At 61.0% G+C, this 24,463-nt stretch carries 19 protein-coding genes; 14 read left to right on the forward strand and 5 right to left on the reverse strand.

Annotated features, from left to right (window positions below):
- Nucleotides 1-44 precede the first annotated feature (44 nt).
- From BLX89_RS09740 to BLX89_RS09750, 3 genes are read left to right on the forward strand one after another with little or no spacing between them, the layout of a single operon-like run.
- A complete protein-coding gene (locus BLX89_RS09740) occupies nucleotides 45-1,415 on the forward strand; it encodes an amidase (protein WP_075290565.1) in 1,371 nt (456 codons plus the stop codon).
- Nucleotides 1,412-2,329 (forward strand): ROK family protein, encoded by a 918-nt coding sequence (locus BLX89_RS09745; RefSeq protein WP_075290567.1) that lies wholly within the window; start codon nucleotides 1,412-1,414, stop codon nucleotides 2,327-2,329. Before BLX89_RS09740 ends, BLX89_RS09745 begins: the two co-directional genes overlap by 4 nt.
- On the forward strand, nucleotides 2,326-3,048 hold the full coding sequence (locus tag BLX89_RS09750) for a copper homeostasis protein CutC (RefSeq protein WP_075290569.1): 723 nt from the start codon (nucleotides 2,326-2,328) through the stop codon (nucleotides 3,046-3,048). The genes BLX89_RS09745 and BLX89_RS09750 overlap by 4 nt, the downstream gene beginning before the upstream one ends.
- A 33-nt stretch (nucleotides 3,049-3,081) precedes the next feature.
- On the opposite strand, the gene nagA is transcribed toward BLX89_RS09750, so the two are convergent.
- Genes nagA through BLX89_RS09770 form a run of 4 tightly spaced genes read right to left on the reverse strand, consistent with a single transcriptional unit; the run spans nucleotide 3,082 to nucleotide 6,933 of the window.
- Nucleotides 3,082-4,242: an N-acetylglucosamine-6-phosphate deacetylase gene (gene nagA / locus BLX89_RS09755; protein WP_075290571.1), complete on the reverse strand. Its 1,161-nt coding sequence runs from the start codon at nucleotides 4,240-4,242 to the stop codon at nucleotides 3,082-3,084.
- Nucleotides 4,239-5,261 (reverse strand): SIS domain-containing protein, encoded by a 1,023-nt coding sequence (locus BLX89_RS09760; protein ID WP_075290572.1) that lies wholly within the window; start codon nucleotides 5,259-5,261, stop codon nucleotides 4,239-4,241. The genes nagA and BLX89_RS09760 overlap by 4 nt, the downstream gene beginning before the upstream one ends.
- Before the next feature lie 26 nt (nucleotides 5,262-5,287).
- Nucleotides 5,288-6,052, reverse strand: coding sequence for a GntR family transcriptional regulator (locus tag BLX89_RS09765; protein WP_075290574.1), 765 nt, complete (start codon nucleotides 6,050-6,052; stop codon nucleotides 5,288-5,290).
- Complete coding sequence (locus BLX89_RS09770; protein ID WP_075290576.1) at nucleotides 6,049-6,933, reverse strand: glucosamine kinase nucleotide-binding domain-containing protein; 885 nt, start codon at nucleotides 6,931-6,933, stop codon at nucleotides 6,049-6,051. The genes BLX89_RS09765 and BLX89_RS09770 overlap by 4 nt, the downstream gene beginning before the upstream one ends.
- 196 nt (nucleotides 6,934-7,129) lie before the next feature.
- Here BLX89_RS09770 and BLX89_RS09775 point away from each other — a divergent pair, with 196 nt between their 5' ends.
- From BLX89_RS09775 to BLX89_RS09815, 9 genes are all read left to right on the forward strand, one after another.
- Nucleotides 7,130-8,032, forward strand: a complete 903-nt coding sequence (locus BLX89_RS09775) for an N-acetylmuramic acid 6-phosphate etherase (RefSeq protein WP_075290578.1) — start codon at nucleotides 7,130-7,132, stop codon at nucleotides 8,030-8,032.
- Nucleotides 8,033-8,157: 125 nt separating this feature from the next.
- Nucleotides 8,158-9,417 (forward strand): ABC transporter substrate-binding protein, encoded by a 1,260-nt coding sequence (locus BLX89_RS09780; RefSeq protein ID WP_075290580.1) that lies wholly within the window; start codon nucleotides 8,158-8,160, stop codon nucleotides 9,415-9,417.
- Nucleotides 9,418-9,721: 304 nt separating this feature from the next.
- Entirely contained in the window at nucleotides 9,722-10,672 is a 951-nt protein-coding gene (locus BLX89_RS09785; RefSeq protein WP_075290582.1) for a carbohydrate ABC transporter permease, read from the forward strand.
- 10 nt (nucleotides 10,673-10,682) lie between these two features.
- A complete protein-coding gene (locus BLX89_RS09790; protein WP_075290584.1) occupies nucleotides 10,683-11,522 on the forward strand; it encodes a carbohydrate ABC transporter permease in 840 nt (279 codons plus the stop codon).
- A complete protein-coding gene (locus tag BLX89_RS09795) occupies nucleotides 11,519-12,583 on the forward strand; it encodes a Gfo/Idh/MocA family protein (RefSeq protein WP_075290586.1) in 1,065 nt (354 codons plus the stop codon). The genes BLX89_RS09790 and BLX89_RS09795 overlap by 4 nt, the downstream gene beginning before the upstream one ends.
- 10 nt (nucleotides 12,584-12,593) lie before the next feature.
- On the forward strand, nucleotides 12,594-13,595 hold the full coding sequence (locus BLX89_RS09800) for an ABC transporter ATP-binding protein (RefSeq protein WP_075290588.1): 1,002 nt from the start codon (nucleotides 12,594-12,596) through the stop codon (nucleotides 13,593-13,595).
- Between the two features lie 257 nt (nucleotides 13,596-13,852).
- On the forward strand, nucleotides 13,853-15,124 hold the full coding sequence (locus BLX89_RS09805; protein ID WP_245292812.1) for an efflux RND transporter periplasmic adaptor subunit: 1,272 nt from the start codon (nucleotides 13,853-13,855) through the stop codon (nucleotides 15,122-15,124).
- Nucleotides 15,125-15,134: 10 nt separating this feature from the next.
- Nucleotides 15,135-18,278, forward strand: a complete 3,144-nt coding sequence (locus tag BLX89_RS09810) for an efflux RND transporter permease subunit (protein WP_075290591.1) — start codon at nucleotides 15,135-15,137, stop codon at nucleotides 18,276-18,278.
- A gap of 49 nt (nucleotides 18,279-18,327) precedes the next feature.
- Nucleotides 18,328-18,948, forward strand: coding sequence for a TetR family transcriptional regulator (locus BLX89_RS09815; protein WP_075290593.1), 621 nt, complete (start codon nucleotides 18,328-18,330; stop codon nucleotides 18,946-18,948).
- 42 nt (nucleotides 18,949-18,990) lie between these two features.
- Here the strand turns inward: BLX89_RS09815 and polA are convergent, their stop codons facing one another.
- The gene (gene polA, locus BLX89_RS09820; protein ID WP_075290595.1) at nucleotides 18,991-21,996 is read right to left on the reverse strand and encodes a DNA polymerase I; all 3,006 of its coding nucleotides are present in this window, start codon (nucleotides 21,994-21,996) and stop codon (nucleotides 18,991-18,993) included.
- A 405-nt stretch (nucleotides 21,997-22,401) separates the two neighbouring features.
- Between polA and BLX89_RS09825 the strand changes: the two genes are divergently transcribed.
- The gene (locus BLX89_RS09825) at nucleotides 22,402-22,833 is read left to right on the forward strand and encodes a MarR family winged helix-turn-helix transcriptional regulator (protein WP_075290597.1); all 432 of its coding nucleotides are present in this window, start codon (nucleotides 22,402-22,404) and stop codon (nucleotides 22,831-22,833) included.
- 73 nt (nucleotides 22,834-22,906) lie between these two features.
- Nucleotides 22,907-24,289 carry a dipeptidase gene (locus BLX89_RS09830; RefSeq protein ID WP_075290599.1) on the forward strand — a complete coding sequence of 461 codons (1,383 nt, stop codon included), beginning with the start codon at nucleotides 22,907-22,909 and terminating at the stop codon, nucleotides 24,287-24,289.
- Nucleotides 24,290-24,463 lie beyond the last annotated feature (174 nt).

Consider the following 24,463-nt stretch of genomic DNA (forward strand, 5'->3'; position numbering starts at 1 on the left):
CGGAACGGTAAGGTGCCGCGCGAATGTCCATACGGAGAATGACGATGGCACAGATTGATGCAAACCGGTCCATCGCGAGCTTGAGCGCGCTTTTGCAAACTGGTGCTCTCGATGCCGTCCAACTGACGGAAACCGTGCTGGAGAAGATAGCCGGCTATGCGGATAGTACCGTTTTTACCGAGCTTTTGCCGGAGCGGGCCCGCAAGGAAGCTGCCGCCGCTGCAGAACGCCTTTCGGCCGGCCGCTCGCTTGGGCCGTTGGACGGTATTCCCTTCGCCTGGAAAGATCTTTTCGACACTAAAGGCAACGTGACAATGGCAGCCTCGGCTTTCATGAAGGGCAATGCGCCCGCCGCTGCCGATGCGCCGGTCGTGTCGTCGCTTGCGAGCGCCGGCATGGTGAGCATAGGCCGCACCAATCTGAGCGAGTTTGCTTTCTCCGGCCTCGGCATCAACAAGCATTTCGGTACACCGGAAAACGCCGCATCGACCGATGGTCCGCGCATTCCGGGCGGCTCCTCCTCCGGTTCCGCCGTCGCCGTTGCCGCTGGCCTCGTGCCTGCGGCGATGGGCACGGATACCGGCGGCTCGATCCGCATTCCCGCTGCCTTGAACGGCATTGTCGGCTACAAACCCAGCCGTGGGCGTTATCCGATGCAGGGCATCTTTCCGCTTGCGACCAGCCTCGATTCCATCGGACCGCTCACCCGTACGGTACAGGATGCCGTCTGGATCGACGCGGCCATGCGCGGCTTGACGGCTTCGCCTTTGCGGCGTGGCGCGCTTTCCGGCGTCAAGCTGGTCGTCGCCGAAACGGTCGTCTTTGATGATGCGGAAGCTGAAGTCGTGGCAGCCTTCGAAAAGGCGTTGGAGCGTCTTTCCGCCGCTGGAGCTGTAATCACCCGACGTTCGTTCCCCGTCTTTTCCGAGGTTTACGAACTTGCCGCCCGTCATGGCGCGCTGGTGGTGGCGGAAGCCTATGCGCTGCACCGCGAGCGTCTGCAGGGGCCGCAAGCAGACCTTATCGACCCTCGCATTGCCGCTCGTATCCGTCTCGGAGAAAAGATCACGGCGCCGGATTACATTGCCATTCTCTCCGAGCGGCAGCGCCTGATCGATGCGTTCGAAACCTCCTTCGCGCCGGATGAACTGATCGTGCATCCGACGGTACCGCATGTGGCCCCGACGATCGCATCGCTCGATGCCGATCAGGATCTTTTCATGAAAACCAATCTCAAGACGCTGCGCAACACGACCATCGGCAACGTGCTTGATGGCTGCGGCATCTCCATTCCTTGCGGAGCGGGCGATGCCGGCATGCCGGTCGGTTTCCTGTTGTCGGGTCGTCGCAACGAAGACGAGCGGCTGCTCTCCGCAGCGCTGGCGACTGAGACTGTCATTCGCGGTGAGGCATGATCGCCTGTTTCGACATTGGCGGCTCTGCGATCAAGTCCGCCTACGCGCGGACAGCCGACGAGATCTTCACGCTGTCGCGGGAGGTGACGCCGCTGCAGAGCTTCGATCATTTCGTCTCGGTAATGAAAAATGCGATTGACGGCTTGCCAGAGAGACCGGAGCGCATCGCGATCTCCATCACCGGTGTCATCGACCCCGAAACGCACAGGATCACCTGCGCCAATATTCCCTGCATCGACGGTCGAAGGCTTGCGGACGATCTTTCTGACAAGCTTGGCTTGCCGGTGCTGATCGCCAATGATGCCGATTGTTTCGCTTTGGCCGAAGCCGGTCTCGGCGCGGGACGTGGTCATCGCATCGTGCTCGGCGCGATCTTCGGAACGGGCATCGGCGGCGGTCTGGTGGTCGATGGCAGGCTGATCAATGCCGATGGTGGCTTTGCCGGCGAGTGGGGCCATGGTCCGGCCGTGGCGCTCCGGGCCGGCGATCCGCCGGTTGATATTCCGCATTTCGATTGTGGCTGCGGTCAGCGCGGCTGCGTCGATTCGGTCGGTGCCGCGCGCGGCATGGAGCGGCTGCACAAGCTTTTGCATGGCGTTTCGCTGACCAGCGCCCAGATCACCGCCCGTTGGGAAGAGGGTGACGTCGATGCCGCCCGCACCATCGATGTGCTGGTCGATCTCGTCAGTTCGCCACTGGCGCTCACCATCAATATCACCGGTGCGACCATCGTTCCGGTTGGTGGAGGGCTTTCCAAGGTCCCGGCCTTGATCGAGGCTATCGACCTGACCGTTCGAACCCGCACGCTTCGGCGCTTCGAGCGGCCGTTGGTCGTTCCGGGTGAATTGCAGATTGAGCCGGGCCTGATCGGCGCCGCTCTTCTCGGTCTCGGTGCCGGGGAGGCCGGCCGATGAGCGGATGCCGTCTCGAAGTCTGTGTGGATGATGCCGCCGGTGTCGATGCCGCCGTTTCCGGCGGTGCCGATCGCATCGAGCTTTGCGCCGCGCTCGCGACCGGTGGCCTCACGCCGCCTCCGGGCCTGATGGCCTATGCGGCGCAGGCGCCTGTTCCAAGCTATGCGATGATCCGCCCCCGCGCCGGCAGCTTCGTCTTCGATGCCAGCGAAATCGATCTCCTGCTATGGGATATCGATGCCGTCCGCCGGGCGGGGCTTGCAGGGGTTGTGCTGGGGGCGAGTCTGCCGGATGGCCGTCTGGATGAGGCGCTGTTGCGCCGGCTTGCCGGGCATGCTCAGGGCCTGGGTCTGACCCTGCACCGGGCATTTGACCTCGTGCCGGATTTTGCCGAGGCGGTCGAGATCGCCGTTGAACTCGGCTTCGAGCGGATTTTGACATCGGGTGGGGAAAAGACAGCGCTGGAAGGCATCGAGGCTCTGGCGAGCGTCGTCGATCACGCTGCCGGGCGGATCTCGATCATGCCCGGTTCAGGGGTTTCGATCGCAAATGCCGGCCACTTCCGGCAGAGGCTTGGCGTGAGCGAGCTGCACTCCTCCTGCTCAGTGGCGGTTCGGCAAGCAGATGCGCGCCTTGTCTCGCTGGGTTTTGCCGGCGAGACGGCACGCCGCACGGATGCGGCTGTCGTCAGAGCCTTGAAGGAAGCTCTCTCTATGTGACAGCCAGCTGCCCGGAGGCGGTCAGCGATCGTTTCACGCTGTATGGACGCAGGCTCCGCCGATATAGGTGGCGGCGATGTCGAGCGTTTTGGCAAGCACGACAAAGTCGGCATCGTAACCGGCTGCAAGCCGTCCCTTGCGATCATCGACCCGCATGGCTTGCGCGGCATAGGCCGATCCCATGCACAGCGCTTCTTCCAATGCGATGCCGAGTTTTTCATGCACGAAGCGCACGGAAGACAGCATATCGATATCGGCGCCGGCCAGCGTGCCGTCAGCCAATGCCAGCCGTCCGTCCTTGCGAAAAATCTCACGGCCGTTGAGGAAGAAACCGGTCTGGTCCGAGCCGATGGTCGACATGGCGTCGGTCACGATGAAAATCTTGCCCGGTCCCTGCTTTGCGCGGAGAGCCGCCCGCATGCTGGCCGGATCGACATGGATACCGTCGGCAATAATACCGGCATAGAGGCTTCCGAGATCAAGCGTGGCGCCGACGACGCCGGGTTCGCGGTTGCCGAGCTGGCTCATAGCGTTGAAAAGATGGGTCACGGTCCGTGCGCCGGCATCCGCATAGGCCTTCACCGTTGCGTAGCCGACATCGGTATGGCCGAGGCTGACGATGATGCCGGCTTCGGCGAGCGCCGCGACCTGCTTCAACGTCGTGTTTTCCGGCGCGACCGTCACCATCAGGCCGTCGAAAGCGTCGGCACAGGCGAGCATGGCCTGCAGGTCCGCGTCTTCCATCGGCCGGATCAGCGACGGGTCGTGCACGCCCTTGCGCGCGACGGAAAGATGCGGGCCTTCGATGTGTAGGCCGAGAAAGCCCGGAACACCGGCCTTCCTCGCTTCGATCCCCGCAGCAATGGTCTTGGCGCGAATGTCGAAGGTGTCGGTGATCAGCGTCGGCAGAAGCGCCGTCGTGCCGAATTTCGCATGGGCGGCGCAGATCTGCCTGATGGCATCCACATCCTGCTGATGGTTCAGCAACACGCCGCCGCCGCCATTGACCTGCAGGTCGATGAAGCCCGGAACGATCAGCTTCCCGTCGGCGGAGATCGTCTCGATGCCGGCGGGCAGGGCGCTTTCGGTGCGGATATCGGCGATCTTGCTGTTCTCGACCAGCAGCGCCTTGCCGTCATGCCAGATGTCGCCGTCGAAGATGCGGGCGCCGGTGATTGCGGTCTGAGCGCTCATCTCGTCTCCGTCACTTTCTTCAGCGCCACCGGGGCGTCGGGATTGAGACCGCGCGAGCGCGACCAGGATTCGACGAAACCATAGAAGGGCAGGATTAGCGTCAGGGCGTCGGTGATCGGGTGACCGGTTTCGACAAACGGCAATGCCTTAGCCGTCTTGAGCTTGGAAGACGTCGCGAAGGCAAGCGCGCCCTTGGCGCCGAGGCCATCGACGATATCCACGACCGAGTTCTCGGCCGCATCGCGCGCGGCAAGGCCGATCACCGGGAAGCGGCGTTCGACCAGCGCCACCGGGCCATGCAGCACTTCGGCGGCAGAATAGGCCTCGGCATGCATGCCGGAGGTTTCCTTGAATTTCAGTGCAGCTTCGGAAGCGATCGCCAGGGCGGGACCACGGCCCAGCATATAAAGCGATTCCGCCTCCCCGAGATTGTCGGCCAGCAGCTGCCAGTCGAGCTTCACGGCCTTTTCGAAATGGCCGGGCAGGGCTTTCACGGCTGCGCCAAGAGCCTCATCACCAGTCCATTCGGCAAGAACGGCAAGCCCGGCGACAATCGAGTTCACATAAGACTTGGTGGCGGCGACGGCGAGTTCCGGGCCGGCCTGGATATCGAGCGGATGGGTGCTGGCTTCCGAGATTGGCGAAGGCAGCGTGTTGGTGAGTGCGATCGTCACCGCGCCGGCCTTGGTTGCCGCTTCCGCCATGGCGACGATGTCCGGGCTCTTTCCGGATTGCGAGATGGCGATGGAGGCGGCGCCCGCAAGCTCCATCTTCGCGCCGTAGATCGAGGCCAGCGACGGGCCGAGCGAGGCTACGGGACGACCGGTCGAAAGCTCGATCGCGTATTTCAGGAAAAGTGCGGCATGGTCGGAAGAGCCGCGGGCAATGGTCACCAGAAAAGCCGGGTTCTTTTCGCGCAGCGCGGCACCCGCCTTGCGGATAGCGTCACCGGAACGGTCGAGCAGGCGGGCTGTTGCTTCCGGGATTTCGTCGATCTCGCGCCGCATATTGGTCTGCATGGTCTTGTCTCTTTCTCGGTATGGGATCAGCTGTCCGAAAGTGTCAGTTCAGCAACGAAGTCGTAGGCGTCGCCGCGATAAAGCGAGCGGGTGAATTCCACCACCCGGCCGGAGGCCAGATAGGAAATACGCTCAATGGAAAGGCTGGCGGAGCCGACAGCCACGCCCAGCATGGCGGCGTCGGGATCTTTCAGGGCACAGGCGGAAATGCGCTGCACCGCGCGCACCGGTCGCGACCGGGTCTTGTCAAGTTCGGCATAAAGCGAGGACGTAACGCGCGTCGGGTCCGGCAGGAATTCCGCGGAAATACTGGCGCGCTCAATGGCAAGGGGCAGATCGTCTGCAATACGCAACCGGCCGAGACGGGCGACAAGGCCGTCGGCCGGTAGGCCGAGCGTCATGATCTCATCCGGCGAAGGCTGAAACAGCCCGCGTTCGATCCACTGCGCCCGCGTGTTGAGGCCGCGCCGCGCCATGTCTTCGGTAAAGGAGGTGAGGCGCGACAGGGACTGCTGCACGCGGCTCACGGGCTTGACGACAAAGGTGCCTGATCCATGGCGGCGCACGAGAAGCCCGTCGCGCACGAGATCGTCCACCGCCTTGCGCACGGTCACGCGGCTGATGTTGGCGTAGTCGGCAAGATCGCGCTCCGGCGGCAATGCGTCGCCGTGATTGAGCTTGCCGGACACGATCGCCTCTTCGAGCGATTGCCGCAGTTTCAGGTACAGCGGGCCGGAGCCGCCGGCTTGCAGCCCTTCGAGCGGAAGAATGGCCTGGAGATGCTGTGTCATGCGTTCACCTCTTTAGCGAGGACGAAACGATGCGCGGCGAGAGCTACCGATCCGGTTAGCGCATCGGCTTCTGCGTCCGCGAAAAGAGACTGATGCCGCTCTGCCAGGAAAGGTCGATAAAGCGGCGCCAAACCGCCCAGGAGGCAAATACGCCGGCTGCCACGCCCGACCACGACATCAAGTGCCTCGTCGATCGCCTGCGCAGATGCCTTGAGCAACGCCAATGCCACCGGGTCCTGTCGCTCGGCATGAGCAAAGACTTTCGGTGCATAGCGGCCGAATTCGCCGGGATGGGCGAGGCGTGCGAACTCGACGACATCGCGCGGATTATTGTTGAATTCCGCCAGCACTTCATCTGTCAGGGGGGAAGAGGGGTGTATGCCGTCATAGGCCAGCAGGCTTTCCTGCAGCAACGCATGGCCGAGACGGCCGCCGCTGCCGAGGTCGCCGACTTTAAAACCCCAACCGCCGATATAGGAGACGTCGCCAGCGATGCGGGAGATATAAATGGTGCCGGTGCCGAGGATGGCGACGGCACCGTCACGATCGCCGATCGCGCCCTGCAGGGCGATCAGGCCATCGGATTCGATATCTGCGTGCGCGAAGGGCAGTCGCTCTTTTACATAATGCACGGCATCGCCGACATTGCTGCCGGCCACGCCGACGAGCGCATCGGTATTGGCGAAACCTTCCGGATCGATGCCGGCATCGTCAAACGCCGCCTGCACCGCTCCGATGATGTGCTTCAGCGCGGTGTCGGGGTCCGTCAGGATGTTGGCGGCGCCGCTTTTGCCGCGCCCGATGATGCGGCCATCCGCGCCGGCAAGCGCCGCGCGGCAGCTTGTCCCGCCGCCGTCTATACCGATGATGTAATGTGGCATGGATACCTCCGGAAAAAAGAATACCAAAAAAATACCATTAACCAAGCGAAATTCTTAGGTTTCGAGAAATGAAAGTTAATCGTATGATTATTTTCGATATTTTCTGCAACGCCACTTTTTCTTTAGAGCGGCATTAATTTTTCCTAGACAATTGGTATTTTTTTGGCATTAATTTGCGGCAGAGGAGTTTGCGCGTATGCCATCTGTGAAAACCGAAGAGCGTCACGAAAAGGCAATCGGACTGGATGTGGCCCATCCGGCCATGGCATTGCGTATTCTCGCATCCGGCCAGCAGGCTGCCGCCAAGGCTGTCGATGGCGCGATCGAGAGCATCGCGGCTGCCGCGGCGATTGCCTCCGATGTGCTTTCATCCGGTGGCAAGCTTGCTTATGCGGGCGCAGGTTCTTCCGGGTTGATGGCGATGGCCGATGCGCTGGAGCTTCCGGGCACCTACGGTATCGCGCATGACAAGGTCGTCGTGTTGCTTGCCGGCGGTGCTGCAAGCTTGGTCGATCTGGCCGGCGGTTACGAGGACGATATCGAGCTTGCTCGCAACGACGTCAGGAATGCCGGCATCGGCAAGGGCGATTGCCTGATTGCCGTTTCGGCGAGCGGCTCGACGCCCTATGCGCTGGCGGCCCTTGATGAAGCCCGTAGCTGCGGCGCGCGGGTAATCGCCATGGCGAACAACCCCGGTGCTCAGCTTTTTGCAGACGCAGAGGTTTCGATACTGTTGCAAACGCCGCCGGAAGTCGTTTCCGGCTCGACCCGCATGGGTGCAGGCACCGCGCAGAAGATTGCCTTCAATATGTTTTCGACACTGGTCGGCATTCAGCTCGGCCACGTCTATGACGGCCATATGGTCAATCTCAAGGCCGACAACATCAAGCTGCGCGGCCGCGCGGTACGCATCGTGTCGGATATCGCCGGCGTTAGTGCGACCGAGGCCGGACATCATCTCAATACTGCATCGGGTTCAGTCAAGATCGCCATTCTGCTTGCTGCTGGGGCGGGCACGGTGGCGGCTGCGCAAGTGGCACTTGCGGCATCACGGCAGAATTTGCGCAAGGCCCTCAAAGGGCTTGCAGCGCAAGGCTAGAGCGGCTCCGGCGTGTCGGCCGAGGCTTGAAAACGAAAAGATCCTGCGCGCTCGCTAGCGCGCATGGTCAGGAAGAACTGGGTTCCAAAACGCGCCAGACCGGCGCTTATAAAAGGGAGAACGTAATGACCCGTACGACTTTGAAAGGTCTGCTGCTTGCGACCAGCATTCTCGGCTCCGCCGGACTGGCCCATGCCGAAGACGTAACGCTGACCATCGAAAGCTGGCGCAATGACGACCTGTCGATCTGGCAGGAGAAGCTGATCCCGGCCTTCGAAGCCAAGAACCCCGGGATCAAGGTGGTGTTCGCGCCGACCGCGCCAACCGAATACAATGCTGCGCTGAACGCCAAGCTCGACGCCGGCACCGCGGGCGATCTCGTCACCTGCCGCCCGTTCGATGCTTCGCTCGAACTCTACAACAAGAAGCACCTTGCTGACCTGACCGGCCTGCCGGGCATGGAGAACTTCTCTGATGTCGCCAAGTCAGCCTGGACGACGGACGATGGCGCGGCCACCTTCTGCGTGCCGATGGCGTCTGTTATCCATGGCTTCATCTACAACAAGGACGCCTTCGACAAGCTTGGCATCGCCGTTCCGGCGACCGAAGCCGAATTCTTTGCGGCGCTCGACAAGATCAAGGCTGACGGCACCTACATCCCGATGGCCATGGGCACGAAGGATCTCTGGGAAGCCGCAACCATGGGCTACCAGAACATCGGCCCGACCTACTGGAAGGGTGAAGAAGGCCGCGCTGCCCTCATCAAGGGCGAGCAGAAGCTGACCGACGCCGGCTGGGTCGAGCCCTACAAGGTCCTCGCCAAGTGGAAGGATTATCTCGGCGACGGCTTCGAAGCCCAGACCTATCCGGACAGCCAGAACCTGTTCACGCTCGGCCGCGCCGCCATCTACCCGGCAGGCTCGTGGGAAATCGGCCTGTTCAACAGCCAGGCAGACTTCAAGATGGGCGCCTTCCCGCCGCCGGTTAAGACCGCTGGCGACACCTGCTACATCTCCGACCACAACGACATCGGTGTTGGCCTGAACGCCAAGAGCGCCCATGCCGAGCAGGCCAAGACCTTCCTCTCGTGGGTTGCTTCGCCGGAATTTGCTGAAATCTACGCCAACTCGCTGCCGGGCTTTTTCAGCCTGAATTCGACGCCGGTAAAGATGGCGGATCCGCTCGCTCAGGAATTTGTGTCCTGGCGCGAAAAGTGCAAGCCGACGATCCGCTCGACCTACCAGATCCTGTCGCGCGGCACGCCGAACCTCGAAAACGAGACCTGGGTCGAATCCGCCAACGTGATCAACGGTACGGATACGCCGGAAGTTGCTGCTGAAAAGCTGCAGAAGGGCCTCGACAGCTGGTACAAGCCTGCGAAGTAATCTTTGGGTAGGGCTTATCCCTCACCCTTGCCCTCTCCCTGCTTGCGGGGGGAGGGGATTACCAAGTCAAGTGGCTTTTCCCTTCTTCCCGTCTGCGGGAAAAGGTGCCGAAGGGCGTATGAAAGGCAGCACTTGTGGCAGGATGCTTCATGCGAAAAAGCAGATCATCCAGCCGAAAATATGTAATCTGAAATCGTAAGCGTGAGCAGCGGGAATTGGCTGTAGGGCGTGCGCGGTGCAAACCGGCGGCACGGGCTTTCGCTTACCGCATACATTGAACAAAACACGTCGGAGCGGCAGAGCCATGAGCAGCGCCACATATTCTGAAGACGAGATAAAGATCGCGCCGCGCGCAAGACGCTGGCACATCGCCGTCTTCCTGTTGCCGGCCTTTCTTGTCTATACGGCGGTCATGATCCTGCCGCTCGTCGAGACGCTCAGGCTCTCGCTGTTCAACACCGTCGATGGTCAGTCTACCTTTGTAGGGCTTCAGAATTTTCAGGTGCTGTTCGGCGACGCACGCTGGGCGCATGACTTCTGGAATGCGCTCAAAAACAACACGATCTTCTTTGCGATCCACATGCTGGTGCAGAACCCTCTCGGCATCGCGCTCGCCGCCATGCTGTCGATCCCGAAGCTGCGGCTTGCGCCGTTCTACCGCACGGCGATCTTCCTGCCGACATTGCTTTCCTTCGTCATCGTCGGTTTCATTTGGAAGCTCATTCTTTCGCCGATCTGGGGCATCACGCCGTTCTTCATGGATCTGGTCGGCTTGAAATCGTTCTTCGGTCCTTGGCTCGGCAAACCCGACTCCGCCCTGATCACGGTCTCGCTGATCTCCGTCTGGCAAAATGTCGGTATCCCGATGATGTTGATCTACGCGGCTCTCCTCAACATCCCGGACGAGGTGATCGAGGCGGCAGAGTGTGACGGCGTCACCGGCTGGGCGCAGTTCTGGAAGATCAAGCTGCCGCTGGTGCTGCCGGCGATCGGCATGGTCTCGATCCTGACCTTCGTCGGCAACTTCAACGCCTTCGACCTGATCTACACCGTGCAGGGCGCCCTTGCAGGTCCCGATGGCTCGACCGACATTCTCGGCACGCTGCTTTACCGCACCTTCTTCGGTTTCCAGTTGCAGCTTGGCGACCGCTCGATGGGCGCGACGATCGCCACCGTCATGTTCCTGATTATCCTCGCCGGCGTCTCGCTTTATCTGTTTACGATCCAGCGGCGCATCCGCCGCTACCAGTTCTGAGGAGGCCGAGATGTCCAAAGCCCGTATCTCCCCGGTCCGCTCCGGTTTCGTCCATCTGGCTCTTGCCGGCTATACAGCCATCGCGCTGTTTCCCGTCCTGCTGACGATCCTCAATTCGTTCAAGGACAAGAATGCCATCTTTCGCTCGCCACTGTCGCCGCCGACCATGAAAAGCTTCAGCCTGATCGGCTACGAGACGGTGCTGAAGCAGGGCGATTTCGTCGGCTATTTCCAGAACAGCCTGATCGTCACCGTCGTCTCGATCTTCTTCGTACTGCTGTTCGGCGCCATGGCGGCCTTCGCGCTGTCGGAATATCGTTTCCGCGGCAATACGCTGATGGGGCTTTATCTGGCGATCGGTATCATGATCCCGATCCGCCTCGGCACGGTCGCGATCCTGCAGGGCATGGTCGCCGCCGGCCTCGTCAACACGCTGACGGCGCTGATCCTCGTCTACACCGCACAGGGCCTGCCGCTGGCGATCTTCATCCTCTCGGAGTTCATGCGAACGGTCTCTGACGACCTGAAGAATGCCGGTCGCATCGATGGGCTCTCCGAATATGCGATCTTTTTCCGTCTCGTGCTGCCGCTGATCCGGCCGGCGATGGCGACGGTCGCGGTCTTCACAATGATCCCGATCTGGAATGATCTCTGGTTCCCGCTGATCCTCGCGCCGGGTGAAGCCACCAAGACCGTCACGCTCGGCAGCCAGGTCTTCATCGGCCAGTTCGTCACCAACTGGAATGCGGTCCTCTCCGCGCTCTCGCTGGCGATCTTCCCGGTCCTCATTCTCTATGTGATCTTTTCGCGGCAGCTGATCCGCGGCATTACGGCAGGAGCAGTCAAGTGAGCATGCCAGAAAAACCGATCCGCGTTCTCGTTGCCGGTCTTGGAAACATGGGCCGCAGCCATGCGCTCGCCTATCACAACAATCCGGGCTTCGAGATCGTCGGCCTCGTCAATCGCTCGAAGCCGACGCTTGCGCCCGAGCTTGGCGGCTACGAAATCCTGCCGGATTTTGAAAAGGCCTTGCAGGAGCTGAAGCCCGATCTCTGCTCGATCTGCACCTATTCGGACAGCCATGCGGATTATGCCGTCATGGCCTTCGAGGCCGGTTGCGATGTCTTTATTGAAAAGCCGCTGGCAACGACGGTCGCGGATGCAGAGCGCGTCGTGGCGGCGGCGAAGAAGGCCGGCAAGAAGCTGGTCGTCGGCTATATCCTGCGCCACCATCCGTCCTGGATCAGGCTGATCGAGGAAGCTCGGAAACTAGGCGGCCCTTACGTCTTCCGCATGAACCTCAACCAGCAATCGTCAGGCCCGACCTGGGAAACCCACAAGTCGCTGATGCAGACGACGCCGCCGATTGTCGATTGCGGCGTGCATTATGTCGATGTCATGTGCCAGATCACCGACGCGAAACCCGTCGAAGTCCGCGGTATGGGCCTGCGTCTGTCGAACGACATCGCACCGGATATGTACAACTACGGCCACCTGCAGGTGATCTACGAGGATGGTTCCATCGGCTGGTATGAGGCCGGCTGGGGGCCGATGATCTCGGAAACCGCCTTCTTCGTGAAGGACGTCATGTCGCCCAACGGCGCGGTCTCGATCGTCATGGACCCGAATGCCAAGTCCGACGATATCGACACGCACACCAAGACGGCCGTGATCCGCGTCCACAAGGCAGAGACCGGCCCGGATGGCAAGTTCCTGCACAAGGACGAAGACCTGAAGATGGACGGTGAGCCGGGCCATCAGGAACTCTGCGACCGTGAGCAGGCCTATGTCCTGAAGGCCATCCGCGAAAACATCAATCTCGACCGCCACATGGACGATGCCGTCCAGTCGCTGCGCATCTGCCTTGCGGCGGATGAAAGCGTGCGCACCGGTCATCCGATCAAGCTTTAAGGGGGCTTCCGTGGGATCGCTTCAACTGAAATCCATCCGCAAGGCCTTCGGCACCCATGAAGTTCTGAAGGGCATCGACCTTGAGGTCAAGGACGGCGAGTTCGTAATCTTCGTCGGCCCCTCCGGCTGCGGCAAGTCCACGCTGCTGCGCGTTATCGCCGGTCTTGAAGACGCAACTTCCGGCAGCGTGCAGATCGATGGCGCCGAGGTGATCAACACGCCGCCCGCCAAGCGCGGTATCGCCATGGTCTTCCAGTCCTACGCGCTCTATCCGCACCTGACGGTCAAGGACAATATGGGTCTCGGCCTCAAACAGATGGGTGCACCCAAGGCGGAGATTGATGCCAAGGTGGCCAAGGCCTCTTCCATGCTGTCGCTGGAGCAGTATCTCGCTCGCCGCCCTGCCGAGCTTTCTGGCGGCCAGCGCCAGCGTGTCGCCATCGGCCGCGCCATTGTCCGCGAACCGAAACTCTTCCTCTTCGATGAGCCGCTGTCGAACCTCGATGCCGCACTGCGTGTCAACACCCGTCTCGAGATCGCCCGCCTGCACCGCAGCCTCAAGGCGACGATGATCTATGTGACGCATGATCAGGTCGAGGCGATGACCCTTGCCGACAAGATCGTCGTGCTGAATGCCGGCCAGATCGAGCAGGTTGGCTCGCCGATGGAGCTTTACAACAAGCCGGCTAACACCTTCGTCGCCGGCTTCATCGGCTCGCCGCAGATGAATTTCATCGACGCAGGCCGCCTCGGCGACAGCGCCGCCAAGACCATCGGTATCCGGCCGGAGCATATCACGCTGGCCCGCGACGCCGGCGAGTGGAAGGGCAAGGTCATCCATGTCGAGCATCTCGGCGCCGATACGATCGTCTATCTCGAAACCGAGACAACCGGCCTGCTGACGGTGCGCCTTTTTGGCGAGCACAGGTTCGCAGTCGATGACATCGTCTACGCCACGCCGGACACATCGCTGATGCATCGCTTCGGCGGGGACGATCGCGTTCTTCGCTGATCTTCCATCAAATCGAAATGCCGTTTGTAACCGGATGTTGCCGAAAGGCGGCGTCCGGTAACGTTTTATTGTGCGCCGCGTCATCCGCTTGATTCCGTACGGAAATTAACATACGAGTTTGTTTGTATAATTTGATGCGCCAGCCAGAGTTCCCGTCTGGCCAGGCGTATCAGTTTGAATTTCTTGATCTTCCGGTCACATTTCCTTGCTTTGGGGAGGGGATGGTGAGAGCCGGAGTTTTTCATATGGAAACGACCATGCGGATGAACCGACTGATCCTGACTGCTGCCGTGGCAAGCCTGGCGCTCCTCGCCGGATGTCAAAAAGAGGAGGAGCAGCAGGCTGCTCCCGCATACCCCCCGGCGCAGGTCTCTGTCGTCACGACGAAGGCTGAAGAACTGCCGATCATCAACGAACTGCCGGGACGGATCGCGGCCACCCGCGTCGCCGAGGTCCGCCCGCGCGTATCTGGCATCGTCGTCGAGCGTGTGTTCGAGCAGGGCTCGGTCGTCAAGGAAGGCGACGTGCTCTACCGGATCGACCCGGCACCCTTCCAGGTCCAGGTTGACAGCGCTGCGGCCACGCTTGCCCGCGCCAAGGCCGTCCAGCTTCAGGCCCGCCAGACGGCCGATCGTCAGGACCAGCTGCGTAAGGCCAATGCCGCCAGTGCCCAGGCTTATGATGACGCCATCGCCCAGCTTGCCCAGGCCGATGCCGATGTCGCGGGTGCGCAGGCAGGCCTCGCAACGGCCGAACTCAATCTTCAATACGCCAGCGTGACGGCGCCGATCAGCGGTCGTATCGGCCGTGCGCTGATCACCGAAGGCGCGCTTGTCAGCGCAAACGGCACGGAAAATCTCGCAACGATCCAGCAGCTCGATCCTGTTTATGCCGACTTCACGCAGCCGGCGACCGATCTCATTCGCCTTCGCAAAGCGCTGCAGGACGGCCAGATGATGACCGACAAGAACGAGGCAACGGTACAGTTGATCCTTGACGACGGCACGCCCTACGATCAGAAGGGCAGGCTGTTGTTCTCCGAAGCTGCCGTCGATGAAACGACCGGCCAGATTACCCTTCGCGGCGAATTCCCAAATCCGGATAACGATCTTCTGCCGGGCATGTATGTGCGCGTTCAGGTCCAGCAGGGTGTTGAAAAGAACGCCATTGCCGTTCCGCAGCAGGCCGTGCAGCGCAATGCTGGCGGCCAGCCGCAGGTCTATGTCGTTACTGCTGACAACAAGGTGGAATTTCGTACGATCACGCTTGGCCGCACCATCGGTAATCGCTGGCAGGTCGCCAGCGGTTTGAAGCCGGATGAGAAGGTCATCGTCGAGGGCTTCCAGAAAATCGGCCCCGGCGCCCCCGTTGTTCCGTCCGAGTGGGACCCGAATGCAAAGCCGGCAGCTGACGCACCGGCAGACGCCGCTGCCGAGCCTAAGGCTGGCGACGAGGCAAAGCCCGCAGCCGAAGGCGCCGACAAGGCTGCGGCATCGGCTGAGGGCGAACAGCCGGCCGAGCAGAAGTAAGGATCGCAAGATGCCCAGTTTCTTTATCGACAGGCCGATTTTCGCCTGGGTGGTTGCGATCTTCATCATGATCGCAGGCGCCATCGCCATTCCGATGCTGCCGATCTCGCAGTATCCGGACGTCGCCCCGCCCCAGATATCCGTCAACACCAGCTATCCCGGCGCATCCTCTCAGGACACCTACCAGAGCGTCACGCGACTCATCGAAGACGAGTTGAACGGTATCGAAGGCCTTCTTTACTTCGAATCCACCTCAAGCGCCTCCGGCTCGGTGGAAATCAGCGCGACTTTCGCGCCAGGCACCGATCCCGGCGATGCCGCCGTCGATGTTCAGAACCGTGTTCGCCGCGTCGAGCCACGTTTGCCGGACAGCGTCAAGCAGCAGGGCGTTCAGGTCGATGAAGCCGGCTCCGGTTTTCTGCTGATCATCGCGCTCACCTCGACCGATGGCACCATGGATGCGATCGGTCTCGGTGACTATCTGAACCGCAACGTTCTCTCGGAAATCCAGCGTGTTCCCGGCGTCGGCCGGGCGCAGCTTTTTGCCACCGAACGCTCGATGCGCGTCTGGCTCGACCCGGACAAGATGCTCGGCCTCAACCTGACGGCAAGCGACGTGACGGCGGCCATTGGCGCTCAGAACGCGCAGGTTGCCGCCGGCTCCATCGGCGCTCAGCCCAACCCGATTACCCAGCAGATCGCCGCTCCTGTGATTATCAAGGGCCAGCTGACGTCACCGGAGGAATTCGGTGCGATCGTGCTGCGCGCCAATCAGGATGGTTCGGCAGTCCGTCTGCGTGATGTCGCCCGCGTCGAAGTCGGTGGCGAAAGCTACAGCTTCACCACCCGCCTTAACGGCAAGCCATCCGCTGCTATCGGCGTTCAGCTTTCGCCAACCGGCAACGCGATGCAAACCTCCGCCGCCATCCAGGAGCGGATGAAGGAGCTTTCGACCTATTTCCCGGAAGGTCTCGAATATTCGATCCCTTATGACACCTCGCCATTCGTCAAGGTGTCGATCGAGAAGGTTCTGCACACGTTGCTCGAAGCCGTGGCGCTGGTGTTCCTCGTGATGTTTCTGTTCCTGCAGAACATTCGCTACACCATCATCCCGACGCTGGTCGTTCCGGTTGCCCTTCTCGGCACATGTGCCGTCATGTACGGCATGGGCTTCTCGATCAACGTGCTCACCATGTTCGGCATGGTGCTGGCGATCGGCATTCTCGTCGATGACGCGATCATCGTCGTTGAAAACGTCGAGCGCATCATGTCGGAAGAGGGGATCTCCCCCCGCGAAGCCACCCGCAAGGCGATGAAGCAGATTACGCCGGCCGTTATCGGCATCACGCTGGTTCTGGCCTCGGTGTTCATTCCGATGGCCTTCTTCCCGGGCGCCGTCGGCGTCATCTACCGCCAGTTCTCGCTGACCATGGTCGTGTCGATCCTGTTCTCGGCCTTCCTCGCTCTGTCCCTGACACCGGCACTTTGCGCCAGCTTCCTGAAGCAGGTTCCAAAGGGCCACCATCATGCCAAGCGCGGGTTCTTCGGCTGGTTCAACCGCGGCTTCGACAAGACCTCGCACGCCTATAGCGGCTCGGTCTCGTGGCTGATCCGCCGCGCCGGGCGCTTCATGCTGATCTACGTCATCATCCTCGGCGGCCTCGGCTATCTCTTCGTGAAGCTACCCTCGTCGTTCCTTCCCGATGAAGACCAGGGCTTCGTCATCGTCCTGATGCAGTTGCCTTCGGAAGCGACGGGACACCGCACGGATGAGGTCATTGCCAGCGCCGAAGGCATCTTTGGCAAGGAAGAAGCCGTCGACAAGATCGTTGCGATCAACGGCTTCTCCTTCTTCGGCGCCGGCCAGAACGCAGCACTCGCGTTCGTGACGCTGGACGACTGGGCAGAGCGCGACGCGAACAACTCGGCCCAGTCGATTGCCGGTCGCGCGACGATGGCGATGAGCCAGATCAAGGATGCGATCTCGTTTGCGCTGTCGCCACCGCCGATCCAGGGTCTCGGTACGACGGGCGGCTTCTCCTTCCGCCTGCAGGATCGCGCCGGTCTCGGCGAGCAGGCGCTGGCGCAAGCCCGCGACCAGCTTCTCGGCCTTGCGGCCCAGAGCCCAGTCCTGGCCGGCGTGCGCTTCGAAGGCATGCCCGATGCGGCCCAGGCAAATGTCCTGATCGACCGCGAGAAGGCAAACACCTTCGGAGTGACGTTCGCCGACATCAACTCGACGATCTCGACCAATCTCGGCTCGTCCTATGTCAACGACTTCCCGAATGCCGGCCGCATGCAGCGCGTGACGGTGCAGGCGGACGAGAACAAGCGCATGCAGACGTCTGATCTTCTCAATCTGAACGTCCGAAACTCGAATGGCGGCATGGTGCCGATTTCTTCCTTCGCCACGGTGGAGTGGGTCAAGGCACCGACACAGACGGTTGGCTATAACGGCTACCCCTCGGTGAAAATCAGCGGCGATACCAAGCCGGGCTACTCGTCCGGTGACGCGATTGCCGAGATGCAACGCCTGATGACGCAGCTGCCTGCAGGCTTCGGCTATGAATGGACGGGTCAGTCGCTGCAGGAAATCCAGTCCGGTTCGCAGGCGCCGATCCTGATCGCGCTCTCGTGCCTTCTGGTCTTCCTGTGCCTGGCTGCACTCTATGAAAGCTGGTCGATCCCGGTCTCGGTCATCATGGTCGTGCCGCTCGGCGTTATCGGCGCGGTGCTTGCCGTGACGCTGCGCGACATGCCAAACGACGTATACTTCAAGGTCGGCCTGATCGCGATCATTGGCCTATCCGCCAAGAATGCGATCCTGATCATCGAGTTCGCCAAGGAGCAGATGGAGGCAGGCAAGTCCCTGTTCGACGCCACGATCGAGGCATCGCACCTGCGCTTCCGCCCGATCCTGATGACTTCTCTCGCCTTCACGCTCGGCGTTCTGCCGCTGGCGATTGCCACGGGCGCAAGCTCTGGCAGCCAGCGCGCCATCGGCACCGGCGTCATGGGCGGCATGATCTCGGCGACCGTCCTCGCCATCTTCTTCGTTCCCGTGTTCTTCGTCTTCGTGATGCGGCTTTTCGGAACGAAGTCGGTGCATGTGAAGAACGAAAAGACAGAGACGCCGACCGCTCCGGCCGAATGATAAGGGAAGGGCCCGCCGGACAAAGGCGGGCCTTTTCATGGGAGGACGTATGAGAAGGACAAAGGCCGAGGCAGAGGAGACGCGCCAGAACATTCTGAGTGCGGCGGAACAAATCTTCTTTGAAAAGGGCGTTTCCAATGCGACGATGGAGGAGGTTGCCACCGCAGCCGGCGTCACCCGGGGTGCCATCTACTGGCATTTCGCCAACAAGACCGATCTTTTTCTCGAACTCTACAATACCGTCAAAATTCCCCAGGAAGACATGGTCGCGCGGGATATCGAGACGGATCAGTCCGAAGATATTCTCGGCGATATCGAGCGTGTCGCGAGCGAATGGCTGGATGTCATGAGGATCGACGAGCAGCGCCAGCGCGTTTTTGCCATTCTGTTGCGCTGTGATTATGCGGGTGATCTGGCTCCCGTGCTTGAGCGGCAGCAAGAAGTCCATGACTACCACACCAAGATCCTGAATACGGCCTTTGAACGGGCGCTGAACCGGGGCCAGATGGATGCGCGCTGGACGCCCCAGGCGGCGACCAATCTTTTACGCTGGACCATGCAAGGTCTCTGCAGCGAATGGCTGCTTTTCGGTCGTCGCTTCGATCTGCCTGTCGAAGGCAAGAAAGGCCTCAGACAACTTTTCTCAAGTTTCCGGTCTGCAGCGGGTTAGACAACTGCCCCTCTCCAAAACGGCGAGGGCTTGTTGCCTTTCTCAGTGCGCCTCATCCCAGTTATGGGCCGCACGCGCATCGACCTTCAGCGGCACCTTCATGTCGAGCGCCGGCATCGCCGCGTTTTCCATGACGGAAACGATCAGCGGTATCGCCCGCTCGACATCTGCGTCCTCGACCTCGAAGATCAGCTCATCATGCACCTGCAAAAGCATGCGGGCGCGCTCGGAAAGCCCGGCCTGCACGAGCGCCGGCTCCATCTTGATCATGGCCCGGCGGATGACGTCGGCGGCCGAACCCTGGATCGGGGCATTGATTGCGGCGCGCTCGTTAAAAGCGCGCAGTGACGGGTTGGATGAGCGGATATCGGGATAATGCGCCCGGCGACCGAAAATGGTTTCCACATAGCCGTTTTCGCGGGCAAAAGCCTTGGTCGTTTCCATGTAGTCGCGAATGCCGGGGAAGCGCTCGAAATACTTCTTGATGTAGTCGCCGGCTTCCGAGCGCTCGATGGAGAGCTGGTTGGCAAGCCCGAAGGCTGAGATGCCGTAGATGATGCCGAAGTTGATCGCCTTGGCGCGGCGACGGATTTCGCTCGGCATGCCTTCAACCGGTACGCCGAACATTTCCGAGGCCGTCATCGCATGAATGTCGACCCCATCGGCAAAGGCCTGGCGCAGCTGCGGGATATCGGCCACATGGGCGAGCACGCGCAGTTCGATCTGGCTGTAGTCGGCCGACACCAGCTTGTGGCCGGGCGTCGAGACGAAGGCGGTGCGGATTTTGCGACCTTCGGCCGTGCGCACAGGAATATTCTGCAGGTTCGGATCGGAGGAAGAAAGGCGGCCCGTCGTCGTTGCGGCCAGCGCATAGGACGTGTGGACGCGCTTCGTCTGCGGATGCACGAAGCCGGGAAGGGCGTCGGTGTAGGTGGATTTGAGCTTGGTCAGCTGGCGCCAGTCGACGATCTTGCGCGGCAGCTCGTGGCCGGCGGCGGCGAGATCTTCCAAGACCTGAGCCGAGGTCGACCATTGACCGGTCTTGGTTTTCGATGCACCCGGCAAGCCCATGCGGCCAAACAGGATGTCACCGAGCTGCTTTGGCGAGCCGATATTGAACGTCTCGCCGGCGAGCTTGTAGATTTCGTCTTCAAGGGCGGCAGCGCCTTGAGCCAACTCGCCGGAAAGACGGGACAGAATCTGGCGGTCGATGCTGATGCCGCGTTCTTCCATGCGGGCGAGCACCGGCACCAGCGGGCGCTCCAGTCGCTCATAGACGGCGCTGAGCTTGCTTGCCGCGAGCCGCGGTTTAAGCACCTGCCAGAGGCGCAGCGTCACGTCGGCGTCTTCGGCGGCATAGGCAGTGGCGCGGTCGATATCGACATAGTCGAACGTCACCATGGTTTTGCCGCTGCCGGCGACGTCCTTATAGGCGATCGGCTTATGGTTCAGCCAGCGCTCCGAAAGCGTGTCCATGCCATGGGTGCCCGTGCCGGCATCGACGACATAGGACATCAGCATCGTATCGTCGAAACCCTCGACGGTAATGCCGTAGCGCTTCATCACGAGGTAGTCGTATTTCAGGTTCTGCGCCACCTTCAGAACGGAAGGATCTTCCAGCAAGCCCTTCAGCCGGTCGAGCGCATCGCGGGTCGAAATCTGGTTCTCGACCAACCCGCCACCGAGCAGATCGCCGACGCCGCTCTTGTGAATCAGCGGCACATAGGCGGCCTTGATCGCGGTTCCCGTCGGGTCCTTGGCATTGTCGGCAACGGCGAGCGAAAAGCCGACGAGCTCAGCCTGCATGGCATCCAGTGAGGTGGTTTCCGTATCGAAGGCGACGATGCCGGTTTCACGGGCAAGGGCGATGAAGGCATCAAGCGAGGCGAGGTCGCGGATGGTCAGGTAGCCGCTATGATCGATCTTTGCCTCGGCAAAGATCCGGGCGCGGGATTGTGCCAGCGATTGAGCGGTATTTGCGTCTTCCGCAGCGGTACGACCGGCTGCGATGAAGGCGCTTGCCGCTTCGGCGGCGGTCTCGCCGTCAGGGGTAGCATCTGCTCCTGATGTGGCGGCTTCGCCCTTGTCGAGATCGGGGCCATGGGCTTCCGCGCCCCACTCCACAGGCACCTTGGCGGCCTCGACTGCATCGGCATCCGTTTCGGTCGCGGCAGCGACGCGTCGCGTCAGCGTCGTGAATTCCATGGCCTTTAGGAAGGCAATGAGCTTTACGCCATCCTGTGGCTCAAGCCCTAGCTCTTCGAGCGGCACATCGATTGGCGTGTCGATCTTCAGTGTCACCAGCTGGCGCGAGAGGCGGGCGAGATCGGCATTGGCGATGATGTTTTCACGGCGCTTCTGCTGCTTGATTTCGCTGGCGCGGGAAAGCAGCGTGTCGAGATCGCCGAACTCCTCGAGCAGCTGCGCCGCCGTCTTCGGACCGATGCCGGGGATACCGGGCACGTTGTCGGTCGAATCGCCGGTCATCGCCTGCAGGTCGATCATCTTGTCCGGCGTCACGCCCCATTTCTCGATGACCTCGGGAATGGAAATCTGCTTGTCCTTCATGCTGTCATACATCGAGACGTTTTCAGTCACGAGCTGCATGAGGTCCTTGTCGGAAGAGACGATGGTGACATCCGCGCCAGCAGCTTCCGCAAGCCGTGCGTAGGTGGCGATCAAGTCATCGGCTTCGTAACCTTCCTTCTCGATGCAGGGCAGGTTAAAGGCGCGGGTGGCGTGGCGGATGAGGCCGAATTGCGGGATCAGGTCTTCCGGCGGCGCCGTGCGGTTCGCCTTGTAGAGATTGTAGAGATCGTTGCGGAAGGTCTTCGAGGAATAGTCGAAAATGACGGCGAAATGGGTGGGCGTGACGCCGACAGAGGTGTCGCGCGCATCCGTCAGCAACTTCCACAGCATGTTGCAGAAACCCGAGACCGCATTGACCGGCAGGCCGTCCGACTTGCGGTTCAAAGGGGGGATGGCGTGAAACGCCCGGAAGATGAACCCGGAGCCGTCAACGAGGAAGAGATGATCGCCTTTTTTCATAGCGACAAGGGATAGCGCGGGCCGTCTCCAGCGTCCATCTTTCATTCCGGGTGTCATGGGATTTTTGCGCCGTTCCGCGTTCACGCGAACGTTACGAATTTGTAATCCATGGCCGGCGATGCTCTCCCTTGAAAAGCCACATTTGCACACCCAAATCCCAGTCAACGGCAAACGAACACGCCGTCTTCTGGCAAGTGGCCTGTCCCCCGCCCGCGTCAGATGCAAGGACAAAGGCCTATCCCCCTCTCCGGGCCTTTGTCCACTTTATGACAAAACCGCCATGGCTCCGCCTCCGCCATGGCGGTTTTTATTTTGCGGCATCAAAAACCCGTGAAAAGCCTGTCAAACAGCCGTGTTACGTCAATGTAACTTGTCATAAATCGACGGGGGGCGTACCCATTGGACATGGCCTTCGACAGAATGGATTCTGCGACTTACCTGGCCAGTCTGCTGGCCAAAAATTTCTCCCGCGCCTTGCAGGAGAGAGGTCAGAAACTCGGCTTCGCGCCGGGCCAGTTTCCGGTGCTCCTGGAACTCTGGAGCGAGGAAGGGTTGACCCAGCGCCAACTGATCGATCGGCTGGATATCGAGCAGGCCACCATGGCCAATACGCTTGCGCGCATGGAGCGCGATGGTTTGATCGAGCGCCGCCGCCACCCCACGGACAAACGCGCCCAGCAGATTTTTCTCACCGACAGGGCCCGGGCGATGGAAGCGGACGCAAAGGAAGCCGCTGCCGCCGCCGACCAGTCGCTGTTCAGCGGTTTCCGCCGCTTCGAGCGTGAGCTGATGCTCGAATATATGCGCATGGCGATCGCCAACAGCGCCCGTGAATAGGTGGATCAAAAGTTTTTGCTTAAAGCCGTCCTCGTCTTTGTCTAGGTTCCGCTCCAAACGAAAGGAATCGGACATGACGCAAAGCGTTCTCACCCGCGCGGACGAAAACCTCAATGCCAGCCTGGAGCGGCTCTTCGATCTGGTGCGCATCCAGTCGATCTCGACCGACCCGGCCTACAAGGCGGAATGCCGCAAGGCGGCAGAATGGCTGGTGGCGGAACTCAACAGCCTCGGCTTTGCCGCCTCGGTGCGCGACACGCCCGGCCATCCGATGGTCGTTGCTCATCACGAAGGCGCCATGCCGGACGCGCCGCACGTGCTCTTCTATGGCCACTATGACGTCCAGCCGGTCGATCCGATCGAGCTTTGGGATACCGCGCCGTTCGAGCCTACGATCAAGGAGCTCAATGGCAGCAAGGTTATCACCGGCCGCGGCACGGCCGATGACAAGGGCCAGCTGCTCACCTTCGTCGAAGCCTGCCGCGCCTATAAGGAAACCGTCGGTTCGTTGCCGTGCAGGGTCACGATCCTGTTCGAAGGCGAAGAGGAATCCGGTTCGCCGTCGCTGAAGCCGTTCCTTGAAGCCAATGCCGCCGAACTGAAGGCGGACTATGCTCTCGTTTGCGATACCAGCATGTGGGACCGTGATACGCCCGCCATTTCCGCCGGCCTGCGCGGTCTCGTCGGCGAGGAAATCGTCATCACCGCCGCCGATCGCGATCTGCACTCCGGCTATTTCGGGGGTGCTGCTGCAAACCCGATCCATATCCTGACGAAGGTGCTTGCCGGTCTGCACGACGATCAGGGCCGCGTGACGCTTGATGGCTTCTACGAAGGTGTCGAGGAGACCCCGAGCCAGATCAAGGCTGCCTGGGAAACGCTTGGCCTGACAGCCGATAAATTTCTCGGAGAAATAGGTCTTTCCATCCCTTCCGGGGAAAAGGGACGTTCGGTTCTGGAACTCACCTGGGCGCGTCCGACGGCCGAGGTCAACGGCATCTGGGGCGGCTATACCGGCGAAGGATTCAAGACCGTGATTGCAGCCAAGGCTTTCGCCAAGATTTCCTTCCGCCTTGTCGGTCAGCAGAACCCGGACAAGATCCGCGAAGCCTTCCACGCTTATGTTCGCGCGCAGATACCGGCCGATTGCTCGGTGGAGTTCCATCCGCATGGCGGCTCGCCGGCCATCCAGCTTCCATATGATTCGGCTCTCCTGAACACCGCCAAATCAGCACTTTCGGACGAATGGCCAAAGCCTGCGGTCATCATCGGCATGGGCGGCTCGATCCCGATCGTCGGTGATTTCCAGAAGATGCTCGGCATGGAATCGCTGCTTGTCGGCTTCGGTCTTTCTGATGACCGCATCCATTCGCCGAACGAGAAGTATGAACTTCAGTCGTTCCACAAGGGCATCCGCTCCTGGGTGCGTATTCTGGACGCGATTGCGACTGCATGATTCCTTAAATCGAAGCCGATTTAAGGGAAAATTATGCCGCAAATTCAAATATTACCGCGGCCCTCGCTGCGTCATGAATGACGAGCGGCACCGCATTGATTAACGGCAAAGCGCTGCGACTTCCCCGGCCATGACTTGACCCCATAGGCCGGGGATGGTCTCTTTTATGAATGA

The organism is Pararhizobium arenae, from assembly GCF_001931685.1.
GTDB classification, from domain to species: domain Bacteria; phylum Pseudomonadota; class Alphaproteobacteria; order Rhizobiales; family Rhizobiaceae; genus Pararhizobium; species Pararhizobium arenae.